Here is a 15204-nt window from a genome sequence, read left to right on the forward strand (position 1 = left end):
ACACCTGGTCGACGTGTTGGCCGCAGCCGGCCCACGTGGTCTTGCCACAGGTTTTGCAGCTCACTGCACGGCACATGGCGGGGTACTCCTTCGGGTCGATGGTGCTGGGTTTGGTGAACACGCCGAGGTGATCGGCGCGGGGTGGGTTCGACTGGTGGTGCGGGGTGGGTGCGGGGTCAGGCAGCCGTGACCAGAGGGAGACCGCTGGCGGCTGCGCTCTGCTCGAAGTCGTCGTCGACGGCGACGACCTGGTGGCCGTGGGCCGCGAGTACGGAGGCGGCGATCGAGGCGCGGTAGCCGCCCGCGCAGTGCACCCACAGCTCGCCCGGTGGAACCTCGTCGAGCCGGCCGAGCACCTGGTGGATCGGGATGTTGACGGCGCCCTCGATGTGGTTCTCGGCGAACTCACTCGCTCGACGGACGTCGACGACGGTCACCGGGCGGTGGTGTCGCACCTGGGCGAGGTCGGCGAAGGCGGCCCGGGGGAAGGTGCCCAACGGCTCGTCGGTCCACTGGTGGGGCTCGCCATGCGCCGCCCCCTGCAGCTGGTCGATGCCGATGCGCACCAGCTCGCGTTGCGCCTCGGCGATCTGCGCGGGGCTCTCGCCGAGCAGCGTGATCGGCGTGCCCCAGGGAATGAGCCAGCCCAGGTAGGTCGCGAACTGGCCGTCCAGGCCGAAGTTGAGGCTGCCGACGACGTGACCGGCGGCGTAGGCGGTGCGGTTGCGCAGGTCGACCAGCCACTCCCCCGCCGCGAGCCGGCTGCGGATGACCTCCCGGTCGGCCATCGACGGAGGTGTGAGGTCGGGCGCGGTCGGGCCGGCTGCGTTGCCCGGCCCCATGTGGGTGTAGTAGGCGGGGTAGGCGTCGAGACCGGCCAGCACCTCGGCCACCCACTGCTGCTCGCTCTGGGTCAGCGCCGGGTTGTCGCGCTTCTCGTCGCCCATCGTGGAGGCGTCGCTCCCGCCGCTCGAACCGGCCGAGCAGAAGCTTCCGAAGCCATGCGTGGGCAGCACCTGGGCGTCGTCAGGCAGCTCACGGGCCAGACGCCGGGCCGACGCGTACTGATGACGCACGAGGTCGTGCGTGTGGTCCTCTCCGAGCAGGTCGGGCCGGCCGGTGGCACCGAAGAGCAACGACCCACCGGTGAAGACGCCGGCAGCCGCACCGTCTGTCTCCAGGGCGTACGACAGGTGCGTGTAGGTGTGCCCGGGTGTGGCGATGGCCCGCACCCGCAGGCTGGGTGAGACCTCGACGACGTCGTCGTCGCGAATGGGAGTGCGCTCGAAGCGCACCTCGTCATCGGCGTTGACGTAGTAGGCCGCTCCCGTGGCCTTCGCCAGCGCGAGGCCACCGGTGAGGTAGTCGTTGTGCAGGTGGGTCTCGAAGACGTGCGTGATGCGTACCTGCTCGGATGCCGCCAGCTCGAGAACGCGGTCGATGTCTCGTTGCGGGTCGATCACGAGAGCGACCTGACCGTCGTGAGCCAGGTAGCTGCGATCACCCAGCGTGGGCGTCTCGATCGTGAGAATGGTCGGCATCGCGTTCCCTTCCGGTGGTCGACGACCGGGTTCTCCGGCCCTCTCAATTACCCTAGGGGGTATCGAGACGATATCAAAACAGAGCGGGTCCGAGCCCGCCTCTCGGGGGTCGACACGGGTGCGTGATGAGGCCGGTCGGCCGCCCCCGCCGGGGCGCACGCGACCCCTCGGATCGCCGCCGGGGTCAGGAGAGGCGAACCCGTTCCCCGAGGCGCGGCACGACCGCACACCAACCCAGCTCGTCGGTGATGAGCTCGGCCAGGGCCCGCGCCGACGGGGGCTCGCCGTGCACCACGTACACGGTCACCGGAGGGGTCGGGAGCCTCCGCAGCCAGTCGATGACCTCGCCGGCATCGGAGTGCACCGAGAACCCGTCGTCGGTCACGACCTGGGCCCGCACCGGCACGTAGCCCCCCATCATCTTCAGCGCACGGGCACCATCGTGCAGGTCACGGCCACGGGTGCCGACGGCTTGGTACCCGGTGAGCACGATGGTGTTCCGTCGATGGGGCAGCATCCAGCGCAGGTGATGGATCACGCGTCCGCCCGAGGCCATGCCCGACGCCGACACGATGATGCAGGGCCGACCGGGGTTGTTCAGGGCCTTGGACTCCTCCGCGCTTCGGGCCAGCCGCAGACCCGACCAGTCGAGGGGCGGCTGTGGCGTGTCCGGTCGAAGCTCGCCGGCCAGGCCCGGGTTGCGGTAGACCTCCAGCGCCGCGAGCGCCATCGGGCTGTCGAGGTAGACCGGTACCGACGGGATGTCACCGCGCTCCATCAGCTGACGGAGCGCATGGATGACCAGCTCGGTGCGGTCAATGGCGAAAGCGGGGATGAGCACCGACCCACCCCGACCGATGGTCTCGCGGATGGCCTGGGCGAGAACCGGGTGGGCGGGGTCGGTGGGTGGGTGGGCGCGGTCGCCGTAGGTCGACTCCACCACGACCACATCGGATGCCGGCGGGTCGGCGCGCGGTAGCAGCAGCTCGTGCTGCGGCCGCCCGAGGTCGCCGGAGAACAGGACCCGGGCTTCACCGGCCCGCAGCAGTGCGCTGGCCGAGCCGAGGATGTGCCCCGCGCGGGTCAGGAGGACCTCGAGGTCGGGGGCGAGCATGACGGGCGTGTCGTAGGTGATGGGCCGCAGCAGGGAGATGGCGCGTTCGGCGTCGGCTGAGGTGTAGAGCGGCAACGGCGGGTCGTGTTTGGACCAGCCGCCCTGTCGGGCGTCATCGGCATCCCGCTCGAGCAGACGGGCGCTGTCTCGCAGAACGATGGCGGCGAGGGCGGCCGTCCCTTCGGTGCACCAGACCGGGCCGGTGAAACCTTCCCGCACCAAGGCCGGGAGGTAACCGCAGTGGTCGAGGTGGGCGTGGGTGAGCACGACGTTCTGGACCGAGGAGGCGCGCACGGGGGGCGGGGCCCAGTTGAGTCGCCGCCATTTGCGCTCGCCCTGGTACAGGCCGCAGTCGACCATCGTGCGCGCGTCATCGTGGTCGATGAGGAACTTGCTCCCGGTGACGGTTCCGGTGGCCCCCAGGAACGTCAGCGCGGTCATCGCACGACCACCACGGTGCAGGCGCTGTGGGAGAGCACGTGCTTGCTCGTCGAGCCCACCAGCAGCTCGAGGACACCACCGTGCCCCCGCGCGCCGACGACCAGCATGAGGGCGTCGGCCGAGAGCGTGACCAGCTCTTCGGCCGGGTGCCCGGCCAGCACGAGCTGGTCGATCCTGACCTCGGGGAAGTCGACGGCCACCTCGCTGGCGATATCCTGCAACGTCTCCTGGGTCACCTTCTCGGAATCGCCGATGCGCTCCCAGGGCGTGGTGCCGACCAACGGCTCCAGGGTGATCGGGAAGACGTTCCAGACCGCGACCGCGAGCACGTCGAGACCGCGCAGACGAGCCTCCTCGCAGGCCCACCTCACGGCCCTGCGGCTCTCCTTCGAGCCGTCGACACCGACGACGATCGTTCTCGGACCGGCCATCTCGAACTCCTTGGGTTCTGACAGGTGGCTCTGGGGCTGGCTGCGCCTGCCACAGGGCGGGTGGGACATCCGCGACTCCTACGTCTGCATTCTTCCCGCCGCCCATGCCGTGGGACAGAAGCCTTCGGCCCCCTCGACCCGGGACCAAAGACCCTGGGTCGGGTGGCCCACCGCTGCCGGACCGCGAGCCGGTCTACCGGCCCTGGAGATACGGACCTTCGGCCCTAGCCCTGCGACCACCCGGCCCGGAGGCTGGGTGTCATCAGTTCGACAACGCCTGATTCACGAGACAGGCGACCACGACAGACGGAGGCAGTCGTGAAGGCGCTCGTCTACCACGGTCCGGGCCAGAAGGCTTGGGAGGACGTGCCGGAGCCGAGAATCATCAACCCGACCGACGTCATCGTGCGGGTCGACACCACGACGATCTGCGGAACAGACCTGCACATCCTCAAGGGTGACGTTCCCGCTGTCACCGACGGGCGGATCCTGGGCCATGAGGGCGTCGGGACCGTGACCGAGGTCGGCGGCGCCGTCACCACGGTGGCCGTCGGCGACCGGGTGCTCATCTCCTGCATCAGCGCCTGCGGCGCCTGCTCGTACTGTCACCAGGGGCTCTACGCGCACTGCCTCGCCGACGAGGGTGCCAGCGGCATCGGATGGGTCTTCGGCCACCTCATCGACGGCACGCAGGCCGAGTTCGTGCGTGTTCCCTTCGCCGACAACTCGGTGTACAAGCTCGATGACTCGGTCAGCGACGAGGCCGCCGTGGTGCTCTCCGACATCCTGCCGACCTGGTTCGAGATCGGCGTGCGTTACGGCCGGGTGAAGCCCGGCGACGTCGTCGCGGTGATCGAAGCGGGCCCGGTGGGTTTGGCGGCGATGATGACCGCAAGTCTCCACGGCGCGGCGCGCGTCATCGCGGTCGACCTCGACGCCCACCGCATCGAACAGGCTTCGCAGTTCGGGGCGACCGACGGTGTCAACAACGGCGCCGACGACTGGGCCCAGCAGGTCAAGGCAATGACCGACGGCCTCGGGGTCGACGTGGCGATCGAGGCCGTGGGCGTCCCTGCCACCTTCGCGGCCTGCCTCGAGATCGTGCGCCCGGGCGGGTCGGTGGCCAACGTCGGGGTGCACGGCGCCCCGGTGGAGCTGCCTCTGCAGGACTTGTGGATCATGGACCTGTCGATCACCACGGGCCTGGTCAGCACCTCGACCACACCGATGCTGCTCAAGCTGGTGGCCCAACGCAAGCTCGCCGCAGAGCGCTTCGTCACGCACCACTTCCGTCTCGACCAGATGCTGGAGGCCTACGACGCCTTCGAGCGTGCGGCGGAGACCAACGCCCTCAAGATCGCCATCAAACGGTAGGTCGCCATCACGCGGATGCCGGGTGTCAGCCCGATGACCGCCAAGCGAAGGGATGACCCTGGTGTCTGCCACCGAGCCCCGAACGGGGCTCCCTCAATGGCACGCCGTGCTGGCCGTCGTCGCCCATCCCGATGACGAGTCGTTCGGGCTGGGCGCCATTCTCGATGCCTTCGCGAGGTCGGGCACGCGCACCACAGTGCTGTGCCTGACCCGCGGTGAGGCCTCGACCCTCCATGGAGTGTCGGGTGACCTGACCGCAGTGCGGGCCGGCGAGCTCGAGAAGGCGGCCCGGGCCCTGGGGGTGTCGGCGACCGAGCTCGCCGACCACCCCGACGGCGCCCTGGCCAGCATCGACCCGGACGTGCTGGCCGCCGAGGTCTCCGCCGCCGCCACCCGTCATGACGCCGAGGGACTGCTCGTCTTCGACCCGTCGGGCATCTCGGGTCACCCCGACCATGTCGCGGCCACCGCGGCCGCTTTGGCCGCCGCCGATAACGATGGGCTCCCGGTGCTGGCCTGGACCCTTCCGAGGGCGGTCGCCGACCGGCTGAGGCAGGAGTTCGACGTTCCCTTCGACGGTCACGGCGACGCCGAGATCGACCTCGTGCTTCCCGTAACACGAGACCGCCAGCGGGTCGCGAGCCTGGCGCACGCCAGCCAGGCGATCCCGAACAGCGTGCTGTGGCGCCGCCTCGAGCTCCTCGGCGACCGCGAGCACCTGCGCCGGCTCAGATGAAGAGCAGCTGAGCGCCGTCGGTCAGCTCGATGAAGTCGGAGGCAGAGATGATTCCCTCGACCTCGTCACGCAGGTCGTCCTCCTGCAGGTGCTGCATGTCGGCCGACATCCGACAGGCCCACAGATGACCCCCGAGCCCACGATCTGGTCGAGGAAGTCCGGAACCTCGGGCACGTCGAGCTCAGCGATGGACTTCTTCATCTTCGACGTCGCGAGGTGCGTCATACCCGGGATGCCGCCCAGCCCCATGGGCAGGTGGGTCGCGGGGTTGCCCCGCGGGGTGAACTTCAGAGTGCCCATCGTGCTCTTGTTGATCATGTCGAAGCCCCGGAAGGTGAGAACAGACGGGTCTCCACCCTTCCCCGAGGGCGGCGTTGGCCAGGATCAGACCGGGGTAGGCCATGTCGAGGCTGCCCCTGCTGCAGATGATCGCGAGCTTGAGCCCCTGCTAGGCGGGGCTGTCGAACGATGGCACGATCGGCGCCGGTGCGCCGTCCGACCGGGCTGTTGCTTGGCGGGCTTGCCGGGGAAGAACGAGACCTCCGGTGAACCGGTGAGCTGCTCGTGAAGCGCGCGCGCCTTCGTAGGTGTAGAACTCGCCGAAGCTGCGATGCCACAGCACACTCAGCATGCCCGGCGTCTGATCAGGCCGCGGCGACGTGCCGGTGTCGATGACGAGATAACAGGCGAACTCGCAAATTCGACCACTCGAGATCGCCCTGCTGAGGCCTACCCTCCGGGGTATGACATCAGGGTGGGGGCGGCTCCTGTCGAACCTTCTTTTATACCCTAGAGGGTATAGTTGTCCCACAGGAGGAAACCATAGCCAGCCGCGAGCTGACGACGGCGAGCTTCGAGCAGACCGTCACCGGCAACGACTCACCCCTCCAGCACGATCACCACGAAGGAGTCATCATGGGATACGCACTGACCACGGAGGTTGACCGGCCGTTCGAGGAGGTTCTCGAGCAGACCCGGGCCGCCCTCGCCGGGCACGGCTTCGGGATCCTCACCGAGATCGACATGGCCGCGACCCTCAAGGCCAAGCTCGACGTCGACATCGAGCGCCAGGTCATCCTCGGCGCCTGTCGCCCACCGTTGGCCCACCAGGCCCTGCAGGTCGACCCCTCGATCGGGCTGCTGCTGCCCTGCAACGTGGTGGTCCGGGCCATCGATGCCGGCCGCACCCGCGTGGAGGCCATGGACCCCGACATCATGGTCACCCTGACCGAGAACCCGGCGCTGGCCGACGTCGCCGCCGATGCCCGCACCAGGTTGGCCCAAGCCCTGCACGACCTCAACCAGCCTGCCGCGTGAGGCAGACTCGGTTCAGCACCGCCTCCAACCCCACCCCAGCCCGGCCCACCGAAGGACATCGCCATGGTCACCCTCAACCCCGATGACATGACTCCTGTCGTCAACCGGCTCAAGCGCGCTCAGGGCCAGATCGGCGGAGTCATCCGGCTGATCGAGGAAGGACGCGACTGCAAGGACGTCGTCACCCAGCTGGCTGCGGTCAGCCGCGCGCTCGACCGGGCCGGGTTCGCCATCGTGTCAACCGGTCTGCGACAGTGCCTCAGCAACCCCGACGGCATCAGTGACGAAGACCAGGCGACCATGGAGAAGCTGTTTCTCACCCTCGCCTAGTCGACCGCGCAGCCACGACAACGACGGCCGTGCCCACGGCGGTCAGCGTTCCCACAGCCGCAGTGAGCGCTCGAAGATGCCGGCCAGGTCGTCGGCCTCGACCGGCCGCGGGCTCGTGGCGAGCAGTCGCTGCTGTTTGAGAGCGCCCTCCACGAGGGCATCGGTGTCACCGCTGCCGAAGCCGACGGCATCCGTGCCGTTGGGCAGCCCGATGTCGCGCATCAGGTCGCAGAGCACCCGCGGGAGCAAGCCGGCGGGGTCGTCACCGGCCTCGGCTCGCGGGTCGAGAAAGCCGGCGGCCGACAGGTGTCGCTCGGGGTTGCTCTCGAACGTCCAGCGGAAGGCCTCGGGTGCCGTCAGCGACACGGCCATGCCGTGGGGCACCATCGACTCACCCGCGGGGTAGTCGACCGGGTGGAAGTCGGTGACTCTGCCGGCGATCGGGTACGCGTTGGCGTGCGGCACGTGCACGCCGGCGTTGCCGAACCCGAGCCCGGCAAAGGTGGCCGCCATGGACATGTCGCTGCGAGAGGCGGGGTCGCCCTCGAGCACGGCGGGGCGGAACGCCGTCGACAACAGCCGCATCGCCTTCTCGGACCAGAGGTCAGAGATCGGGTTGGCGCCGCAGTACGGCACCCGCTGGTCGGCCGTCTTCTGCTCGTAGGAGGTGTACGGGCGGGCGGTCCAGCTCTCGAGGGCGTGACAGAGGATGTCCATCCCGGCGCTGGCGGTGACCCCGGCGGGCTGGGTCAGGGTCAGGAGCGGGTCGACCACGGCCAGCACGGGCCGCAGCCGAGGGTGGCTGATGCCGGTCTTGACGTGCTGGTCGAGCACGTCGAGCACACAGATCGTGGTGCTCTCGGCACCGGTACCCGTCGTGGTCGGCACGGCCACGAGCGGCGCCAGGGCGTTCGGTGGGGCCAGCCCGCCGCCGACGGGTGCGTTGACGTAGTCGAGCAGCTCGCCGGGGTTGGTGAGCATGAGGTTGACGGCCTTCGCCGTGTCGATCGACGACCCTCCTCCCACGGCAACGAAGGCATCGAAGGGCCCGTCGGCCCGGGCCCGGTCGATCGCCACGAGCAGGCTGGCGTCGGTGGGCTCGACCCGAGCGGAGTCGTGCACCACGGCGACGATCCCGAAGGTGGCCAGCTGCTCGGCCACCCGCCCGGGAGAACCCGTGGCCGCCACCCCGGGGTCGGTGACCACGAGCACCCGGCGGGCCCCCAGCTGTCTTAGGTCGTGGCCGATCTCGGCCGAGGCGCCCGGGCCGAACTTCAGCTGTGGCGAGCCGTAGGTGAAGACGGTCTCGGCATGCTCGGGCAGGTAGGTCATCATTCCTCCAGGTCGGCGGGGCTCTGCTGCGAACCTAGCCTGCCACTCCGGGCGTCGGGTGCCTCGGCATAGAGTCAGGCCATGGCCAGTGCAGCAGCCGGCACGCTCGTGGTCGGCGCGGGAGCCGCCGGGCTCTGCCTCGCGACGAGGTTGCGTGAGCTGGGCGACGACCAGGCCATCACCATCGTCGGCGACGAACCCGAGCCGCCCTACGAGCGGCCGCTCCTGTCGAAGACCTACCTTCGCGGCGAACACGACCGGTCCTCCATCTTCCTGCGTGAGGCCGGGTGGTTCCAGCAGCAGCAGATCGATCTCGTCACGGGTGACGGGGTCGTCGAGATCGCCAGGGAGGCCTCGGGCGGCACCGCGCTGACGGCATCCGGTCGTTCGATCCCGTTCGCGCGTCTCGCCCTGGCGACGGGGGCAGCGCCGCGCCGGTTGATGGTCGAGGGCGCCGACCTCGACGGGGTCGTGCTGCTGCGAACGCTGACCGAGTCCGACGACCTCGCCCGACGGCTCCGACAGGCCGGTGACGTCGTCGTGGTCGGTGGCGGTTTCATCGGGCTCGAGGTCGCCGCCAGCGCCCGCGCCCTCGGCTGCCGCGTCACCGTGGTCGAGCTCACCGGGCACCTTCTGGGCCGGGCGGTCACACCCGAGCTCTCGCACTTCTTTCGGCAGGCGCACGAGCGCCGTGGCACCACCGTGGTTCTCGGAACGGGCGTCTCGCGGCTCACCGGCCACGACGGCACCGTCACCGCAGCCGTGCTGACCAACGGCACCCGCCTGCCCGCTGACGTCGTCGTCGTCGGTATCGGAGCGACCCCGCGCACCGTCCTGGCCGGCGGGCTCGGGCTCGACGTCGAGCCCCGAGGCATCGTGGTCGACCGCCACGCGCTCACCTCTGACCGGGCGACGGTCGCAGCAGGCGACTGCACCGTGTCACCGAACCCCTTCTCGCGCGGCCTGGTCGGCCTGACCCGCCTCGAGAGTGTGGCCCACGCCGACGACCAGTCCCGCACGGCCGCTGCCACCCTCCTCGGGCACCTGGCGGCCTACGACACGGTGCCGTGGTTCTGGTCAGACCAGGGCGAGCTGCGGTTGCAGATCGCCGGTCTGCCGATGGGCGCCGACCTCAGCGTGCTGCGCGGCGACCCGGCATCCGAGAAGTTCTCGGTACTCAGCTTTCGCGACGGACTGCTCATCGCCGCCGAGTGCGTCGGGGCCTCCCCCGACTACGTGGCGGTCAAGCGCGGGCTCGAGAAGGGCATGACGGTCGACCCGGATGCCGCTGCCGACCCGAGCGTGCCGCTGAAGCGCCTGCTCACGCCGCTCTGAGCAACCTTGATACCGGGCAAAACACCCCGTCTCCTCCTGTCTGACAAGGCTGCTGCTGCGCTAGCGTGAAGTTTCGCCCAACGAAGGGACGGCCCCAATGTCTGTACTGGCGGGTCTGCGCACGGCAGACACCCTGATCGACGCCAACCTGGTCGACTACACGATCATCGCGCTCTACTTCGTGTTCGTGATGGGTATCGGCCTCATGGCCCGTCGCGCCGTCTCCGACTCGCTCGACTTCTTCCTCTCCGGGCGCTCTCTCCCCGCGTGGGTGACCGGGCTCGCCTTCATCTCGGCCAACCTCGGTGCCGTCGAGATCATGGGCATGTCGGCCAACGGCGCCCAGTTCGGCATCTCGGCCGTGCACTACTTCTGGGTCGGCGCCATTCCGGCGATGCTCTTCCTCGGTGTCGTGATGATGCCGTTCTACTACGGCTCCAAGGTTCGCTCGGTGCCTGAGTTCATGTTCCGACGCTTCGGCACCGGGGCCCACCTGGTCAACGCCATCAGCTTCGCCGTCGCGCAGCTGCTCATCGCCGGGGTGAACCTCTACCTGCTCGGCTCGATCGTGCAGGCCCTGCTCGGCTGGCCGCTCTGGGTGGCCCTCATCGTGGCCGCCGTCATCGTGCTCTCGTACATCACCCTGGGTGGCCTGTCGGCGGCGATCTACAACGAGGTGCTCCAGTTCTTCGTCATCGTCGCAGCCCTGCTGCCGCTGACGCTCATCGGCCTCAACCGGGTGGGTGGCTACCAGGGGCTGAAAGACAAGATCACCGAGTTCGCCTCGACCCCGGCGGCCGTCGCAGCGAACGTGCCGTCTGCCGACCAGCAGCTCCAGTCGTGGCCCGGGCAGGCGCTCACCGGGTTCGGCTCCGGCACCCTCTCGGTCATCGGGATCGTCTTCGGCCTGGGGTTCGTGCTGTCGTTCGGCTACTGGACGACGAACTTCGTCGAGGTTCAGCGCGCCATGGCCAGCAACTCGATCTCCGCAGCGCGCAAGACCCCCATCATCGGCGCCTTCCCGAAGATGTTCGTCCCCTTCATCGTCATCATCCCCGGCATGATCGCCGCAGTGCTCGTCAACGAGATCCGTGAGCTCAAGAGTGGCGCCGCACCGGCCGGAGGTGCCTCGGGAACCGTGCAGTACAACGACTCCCTGATCCTGCTCATGCGCGACGTGCTGCCGAACGGCCTGCTCGGGCTGGCCATCGCCGGCCTGCTGGCGGCCTTCATGGCCGGCATGGCGGCCAACATCTCGGCCTTCAACACCGTGTTCAGCTACGACCTCTGGCAGCGCTACATCCGCAAGGACCACAGCGACGACTACTACCTGCGCATCGGGCGGCTCGCGACGGTGGGGGCGACGTTCGTCGCGATCTTCACCGCGATCATCGCCAGCTCGTTCTCGAACATCATGAACTACCTCCAGACCCTGTTCGGGTTCTTCAACGCCCCACTGTTCGCCACGTTCATCCTCGGTATGTTCTGGAAGAAGATGACACCGACGGCGGGCTGGGTCGGTCTGTCGGCAGGCACGATCTCGGCCGTGATCTTCGCCTTCCTCAGCAAGGACTCGTTCGGCTCGGCCAGCCTCGGAGTGATCCCGATCGGCGGGCAGGGCGCGGCGTTCCTCGCTGCCTCCACCGCGTTCGTCGTCGACATTGTGCTCAGCGTGCTCATCTCGCTCAAGACCGAACCGAAACCCGTGGCCGAGCTTCGGGGGCTGGTGTACTCGGAGACACCGAAGGAGGACCTCATCGACCCCGAAGAGGTGAAGCTGCCGTGGTTCCGGCGCACGATCCCGCTCGCGAGCATCGCCCTGGTGCTCGTCATCGCCCTCAACTTCGCGTTCTGACAGGGAGCCGGACATGACCGACAACCAGCACTCCGCAGACGACACCGAAGACGCACCCAGCGATGGCCGTCACACAGCGGGCGCCTTCGACATCCGCAACTTCATCGGGGGCCTACTCGGCATCTACGGCGTCATCCTCACCCTGATGGGCCTCTTCGGCGACCAAGAGCTGAACAAGACCGGCGGCTGGAACGCGAACCTGTACACCGGCCTCGCGCTCCTGGTCGTCAGCGCGTTCTTCGTCACCTGGGCCCGCGTCAAGCCGACGGTCGTTCCGGCGCACGTCGAGCCACCGGTCGAGGACGAGACCCGACCCGGCCCAACTGTGCACCCCCCGGGCCGCTGAGGGCACCGGGTCACGACGTGAACGTCAAGCCAGGCGTGGCCCTCGCGGGCGCGGCTGGCAGACCGGGCACGAGAACGACGAGCGGTTCATGAAGTGCTCGCGCCGGATGGGTGCACCACACCGGTCGCAGGGCGCCCCCTGGCGACCGTACGCATGCAGTGAGCGGTCGAAGTAGCCGCTCGCGCCGTTGACGTTCACGTAGAGCGCGTCAAAGCTGGTGCCGCCCTGCCCGAGCGCCTGCTCCATCACCTCGCCAGCGTGGTCGAGCAGCCGCGAGAGCGTGGGCTTGGTCAGCGCTGAGCAGCGGCGTTCACCGTGCACGCCGGCGCGCCAGAGGGCCTCGTCGGCGTAGATGTTGCCGATACCCGACACGAGGGTCTGGTCGAGCAACGCCCGCTTGACGGCACTCTCACGCCGCTTCATGAGACGCACCACGGCGGCCTGGTCGAACTCGGGGTCGAACGGGTCGAGCGCGATGTGAGCCACGCTCTCGGGGATGCCGTCGTCGCCCAGCGGCGAGAGCGCCAGGCCCCCGAACGTGCGCTGGTCGACGAACCGCAGCTGCGGCCCTCCGTCGGTGAAGTCGAAGCGGGCATGACAGTGCTTCTCGAGCGGCGCCTCGGCGGGTTCGACGAGCAACTGGCCGCTCATACCGAGGTGCACGATGAGGGCGTCGTCACCATCGAGAGCCAGCCACAGGTACTTGCCCCGGCGTGCGGCCGCGGTCACGGTGACGTCGTGCAGGCGGTCGGCGAGGTCAGCCGCGCCGGCCACGTGCCGACGCGCCACCCGGATGCCGCTGATCCGCGTGCGTTCGACGTGCCGGCCCACGACATGCTCGGCCAGGCCGCGGCGCACGACCTCCACCTCAGGAAGCTCGGGCACCCCAACGCCTCAGGGAAGGCTCGGCGGGGCAGGGTCGACGGCCGCCGCCGACCGGCGCTCGCTGAGGCTGGCCCAGGCCTGCTGGGCGGCCTGCTGCTCCGCCTGCTTCTTGCTGCGGCCGTGCCCCTCGCCGAGGACCTCGTCGCCAAAGACGACCCTGGCGTGGAACTCCTTCTCGTGGTCGGGTCCTTGTTCTGCCACCCGGTAGTCGGGCGAGCCGAGCGACGAGAGAGCCGCCATCTCCTGCAGGCTGGTCTTCCAGTCGAGGCCGGCGCCCAGGCCTGAGGCCGCCTCGATGAGGGGGTCGAAGTGGTGGTGCACGAGCCGTCCGGCTGGCTCGATGCCGCAGGAGATGAACACGGTGCCGATCAGCGCCTCCATCGTGTCGGCGAGGATCGAGGCCTTGTCGCGACCACCCGTCGCCTCTTCGCCCTTGCCGAGCATGACGTACTCGCCGAGCGAGAAGCTGCGCGCCACGTCGGCGAGCGCCCGCATGTTGACCACGGCCGCCCGCAGTTTGGCGAGGTGGCCCTCGGCGAGGTCGGGGTGCACCCGGTAGAGCGTCTCGGTCACGACGAGCCCGAGCACCGAGTCGCCGAGAAATTCGAGCCGCTCGTTGTTCGGCAACCCACCGTGCTCATACGCGAACGACCGGTGGGTCAGGGCACGCAGCAGCAGCGGCTCGTCGACGCTCTGTCCGACCACCTTGTCGAGGTGGTCGACCAGAGCGTCGACGGGCCGCTGCGGCGCGCTCAGGACCCCGGGAACACCCTGCTGGGAAGGGGTGCTCACGACGCTGATCAGGCCTGGTGTTCGGTGCGCTCGGCCACCGCGTAGTGCCGACCCTTGTAGGTGCCGCACGACGGGCAGGCGATGTGCGGCTGAGCCGCAGCACCGCACGACGGGCAGGTGGTGAGGGTGGTCGGCGTCGCCTTCCAGTTGGCCCGTCGCGAACGGGTGTTGGAGCGAGACGTCTTCCGCTTCGGGACAGCCACGTCAGTTCCTCTTCTCTTGCGGGTCGGCTTCCAGCAGCTTGCTGAGGGCCGACCATCGTGGGTCTGGTGAGTCGTGCTGGTGACCGGGGTCTTCCGCGAGGTGGATTCCGCATTCGGAACACAACCCCGGGCAGTCCTTACGGCACACCGGTTTGAACGGCAAGCTCGGGACGACTGCGTCACGAGCCACGTTCTCGAGGTCGATCAGGTCGGCCACGATCTCGTGCTCGTCGTCGTCCTCGTCATCATCGCCCACCTCATGGCGGTGGGCCATCCGATCGGCGTACGCGAACAGCTCCTGGAACCGGCCGCCGACCGCGCGGTCGACGGGGTCCAGGCACCGCACGCAAGCGCCGGTCGCCCTGCCGCTGACCGAACCTGTCACCAGCACCCCCTCGACGACCGACTCCAGCCGTGCCTCGAGGTCGACCGGCGAGCCGGCCTTCATCGAGATGACCACAGTGCCGACGTCTTCGGGAAGAGCGAACGTGCGCGAGAGCTCATGCATCATGCCGGGTCGCCGCACCAGCTCCCTGGTGTCGAACACCCAGGGAGAGCGGAGATCGGGACGGTTCATGGCTCCTGCGCACAGTTGATGGTTCGGCCCCCGTCAGACGGACGTGAACCGACGTCACACGCTACCGGAGCGTGGGCGCGCGCCCAAATCAGCCGAGCCTGTCGTGCAGCGCCCGCCCGACGGCAACCGGCACGAGACCGGTGACGTCGCCTCCATAGCGCACGACCTCCTTGATGAGCGAGCTCGAGACGTGGGTCAGGGCGGGGTCGGCCGCCAGGAACAGCGTCTCGATGCCGCTCAGGTGGTGGTTCATGTGCGCCATGGGCAGCTCGTAGGCGAAGTCGGTGCCCCCGCGCAGACCCTTGACCAGGGCAGCGGCCTCGACCTCCGTGCACACGTCGACGACGAGCGTGTCGGCCCAGGCCGCCACCCGCACGTTGGGCAGGTGCGCGACGGCGGCCTCGATGAGCTCGATGCGCTCGTCGATCGTGAAGGCGCCGTGCTTCGCAGGATTGTGCAGGATCGCCACCACGACCTCGTCGAACAGACCACTGGCCCGCTCGACCAGGTCGAGGTGCCCGTTCGTCACCGGGTCGTAGGACCCCGGGCACACGCACCGTCGGGGCCCCGCTGCAGTCGTCACGCGCCCAACCTA

16 protein-coding genes are annotated in these 15204 nt (G+C 69.0%); 7 read left to right on the plus strand and 9 right to left on the minus strand.

Features of this window, described 5'->3' with window-relative positions:
• Positions 1-176: 176 nt before the first annotated feature.
• The 3 genes from BA895_RS10485 to BA895_RS10495 form a co-directional block, all read right to left on the minus strand.
• The gene (locus BA895_RS10485; RefSeq protein WP_070191815.1) at positions 177-1541 is read right to left on the minus strand and encodes a rhodanese-like domain-containing protein; all 1365 of its coding nucleotides are present in this window, start codon (positions 1539-1541) and stop codon (positions 177-179) included.
• A gap of 184 nt (positions 1542-1725) precedes the next feature.
• Complete coding sequence (locus BA895_RS10490) at positions 1726-3096, minus strand: MBL fold metallo-hydrolase RNA specificity domain-containing protein (RefSeq protein WP_070191816.1); 1371 nt, start codon at positions 3094-3096, stop codon at positions 1726-1728.
• Positions 3093-3596, minus strand: coding sequence for a universal stress protein (locus BA895_RS10495; protein WP_083283201.1), 504 nt, complete (start codon positions 3594-3596; stop codon positions 3093-3095). The genes BA895_RS10490 and BA895_RS10495 overlap by 4 nt, the downstream gene beginning before the upstream one ends.
• A gap of 249 nt (positions 3597-3845) precedes the next feature.
• Between BA895_RS10495 and BA895_RS10500 the strand changes: the two genes are divergently transcribed.
• The 4 genes from BA895_RS10500 (at position 3846) to BA895_RS10520 (ending at position 7284) form a co-directional block, all read left to right on the plus strand.
• The gene (locus BA895_RS10500) at positions 3846-4901 is read left to right on the plus strand and encodes a zinc-dependent alcohol dehydrogenase family protein (protein WP_070191818.1); all 1056 of its coding nucleotides are present in this window, start codon (positions 3846-3848) and stop codon (positions 4899-4901) included.
• Positions 4902-4962: 61 nt separating this feature from the next.
• Positions 4963-5637 carry a PIG-L deacetylase family protein gene (locus BA895_RS10505; RefSeq protein WP_254666413.1) on the plus strand — a complete coding sequence of 225 codons (675 nt, stop codon included), beginning with the start codon at positions 4963-4965 and terminating at the stop codon, positions 5635-5637.
• A 915-nt stretch (positions 5638-6552) separates the two neighbouring features.
• Entirely contained in the window at positions 6553-6954 is a 402-nt protein-coding gene (locus BA895_RS10515; RefSeq protein WP_070191820.1) for a DUF302 domain-containing protein, read from the plus strand.
• Positions 6955-7017: 63 nt separating this feature from the next.
• Positions 7018-7284, plus strand: a complete 267-nt coding sequence (locus tag BA895_RS10520; RefSeq protein WP_070191821.1) for a metal-sensitive transcriptional regulator — start codon at positions 7018-7020, stop codon at positions 7282-7284.
• A gap of 42 nt (positions 7285-7326) precedes the next feature.
• On the opposite strand, the gene BA895_RS10525 is transcribed toward BA895_RS10520, so the two are convergent.
• On the minus strand, positions 7327-8616 hold the full coding sequence (locus tag BA895_RS10525) for a hydroxyacid-oxoacid transhydrogenase (protein WP_083283239.1): 1290 nt from the start codon (positions 8614-8616) through the stop codon (positions 7327-7329).
• A gap of 81 nt (positions 8617-8697) precedes the next feature.
• Here BA895_RS10525 and BA895_RS10530 point away from each other — a divergent pair, with 81 nt between their 5' ends.
• The 3 genes from BA895_RS10530 (at position 8698) to BA895_RS10540 (ending at position 12152) form a co-directional block, all read left to right on the plus strand.
• On the plus strand, positions 8698-9951 hold the full coding sequence (locus BA895_RS10530; RefSeq protein WP_070191823.1) for an NAD(P)/FAD-dependent oxidoreductase: 1254 nt from the start codon (positions 8698-8700) through the stop codon (positions 9949-9951).
• Positions 9952-10048: 97 nt separating this feature from the next.
• Positions 10049-11806 carry a sodium:solute symporter family protein gene (locus BA895_RS10535; RefSeq protein WP_070191824.1) on the plus strand — a complete coding sequence of 586 codons (1758 nt, stop codon included), beginning with the start codon at positions 10049-10051 and terminating at the stop codon, positions 11804-11806.
• A 13-nt stretch (positions 11807-11819) separates the two neighbouring features.
• Positions 11820-12152 carry a hypothetical protein gene (locus BA895_RS10540; protein WP_070191825.1) on the plus strand — a complete coding sequence of 111 codons (333 nt, stop codon included), beginning with the start codon at positions 11820-11822 and terminating at the stop codon, positions 12150-12152.
• 24 nt (positions 12153-12176) lie between these two features.
• Here BA895_RS10540 and mutM read toward each other — a convergent pair whose 3' ends face one another.
• From mutM to coaD, 5 genes are all read right to left on the minus strand, one after another.
• Positions 12177-13037: a bifunctional DNA-formamidopyrimidine glycosylase/DNA-(apurinic or apyrimidinic site) lyase gene (mutM, locus tag BA895_RS10545; protein ID WP_070191826.1), complete on the minus strand. Its 861-nt coding sequence runs from the start codon at positions 13035-13037 to the stop codon at positions 12177-12179.
• Positions 13038-13046: 9 nt separating this feature from the next.
• Positions 13047-13829, minus strand: coding sequence for a ribonuclease III (gene rnc, locus BA895_RS10550; protein WP_070191827.1), 783 nt, complete (start codon positions 13827-13829; stop codon positions 13047-13049).
• An 8-nt stretch (positions 13830-13837) separates the two neighbouring features.
• Positions 13838-14032: a 50S ribosomal protein L32 gene (rpmF, locus tag BA895_RS10555; protein ID WP_070191828.1), complete on the minus strand. Its 195-nt coding sequence runs from the start codon at positions 14030-14032 to the stop codon at positions 13838-13840.
• A 1-nt stretch (position 14033) separates the two neighbouring features.
• Entirely contained in the window at positions 14034-14609 is a 576-nt protein-coding gene (locus BA895_RS10560) for a DUF177 domain-containing protein (protein ID WP_070191829.1), read from the minus strand.
• Positions 14610-14697: 88 nt separating this feature from the next.
• Positions 14698-15192 carry a pantetheine-phosphate adenylyltransferase gene (gene coaD / locus BA895_RS10565; RefSeq protein ID WP_070191830.1) on the minus strand — a complete coding sequence of 165 codons (495 nt, stop codon included), beginning with the start codon at positions 15190-15192 and terminating at the stop codon, positions 14698-14700.
• Positions 15193-15204: the final 12 nt, after the last annotated feature.

Origin of the sequence: Humibacillus sp. DSM 29435 (assembly GCF_001758225.1) — a bacterium.
Taxonomy (GTDB): Bacteria; Actinomycetota; Actinomycetes; order Actinomycetales; family Dermatophilaceae; genus DSM-29435.

What these genes read in the sequence shown, in the direction of transcription:
- BA895_RS10520 (WP_070191821.1), top strand. Translation starts at nt 7,018, where the DNA reads ATGGTCACCCTCAACCCCGATGACATGACTCCTGTCGTCAACCGGCTC.
- BA895_RS10560 (WP_070191829.1), bottom strand. Translation starts at nt 14,609, where the DNA reads ATGAACCGTCCCGATCTCCGCTCTCCCTGGGTGTTCGACACCAGGGAG.
- BA895_RS10485 (WP_070191815.1), bottom strand. Translation starts at nt 1,541, where the DNA reads ATGCCGACCATTCTCACGATCGAGACGCCCACGCTGGGTGATCGCAGC.
- BA895_RS10525 (WP_083283239.1), bottom strand. Translation starts at nt 8,616, where the DNA reads ATGACCTACCTGCCCGAGCATGCCGAGACCGTCTTCACCTACGGCTCG.
- BA895_RS10495 (WP_083283201.1), bottom strand. Translation starts at nt 3,596, where the DNA reads ATGTCCCACCCGCCCTGTGGCAGGCGCAGCCAGCCCCAGAGCCACCTG.
- BA895_RS10535 (WP_070191824.1), top strand. Translation starts at nt 10,049, where the DNA reads ATGTCTGTACTGGCGGGTCTGCGCACGGCAGACACCCTGATCGACGCC.
- BA895_RS10530 (WP_070191823.1), top strand. Translation starts at nt 8,698, where the DNA reads ATGGCCAGTGCAGCAGCCGGCACGCTCGTGGTCGGCGCGGGAGCCGCC.
- BA895_RS10490 (WP_070191816.1), bottom strand. Translation starts at nt 3,096, where the DNA reads ATGACCGCGCTGACGTTCCTGGGGGCCACCGGAACCGTCACCGGGAGC.
- BA895_RS10540 (WP_070191825.1), top strand. Translation starts at nt 11,820, where the DNA reads ATGACCGACAACCAGCACTCCGCAGACGACACCGAAGACGCACCCAGC.
- BA895_RS10515 (WP_070191820.1), top strand. Translation starts at nt 6,553, where the DNA reads ATGGGATACGCACTGACCACGGAGGTTGACCGGCCGTTCGAGGAGGTT.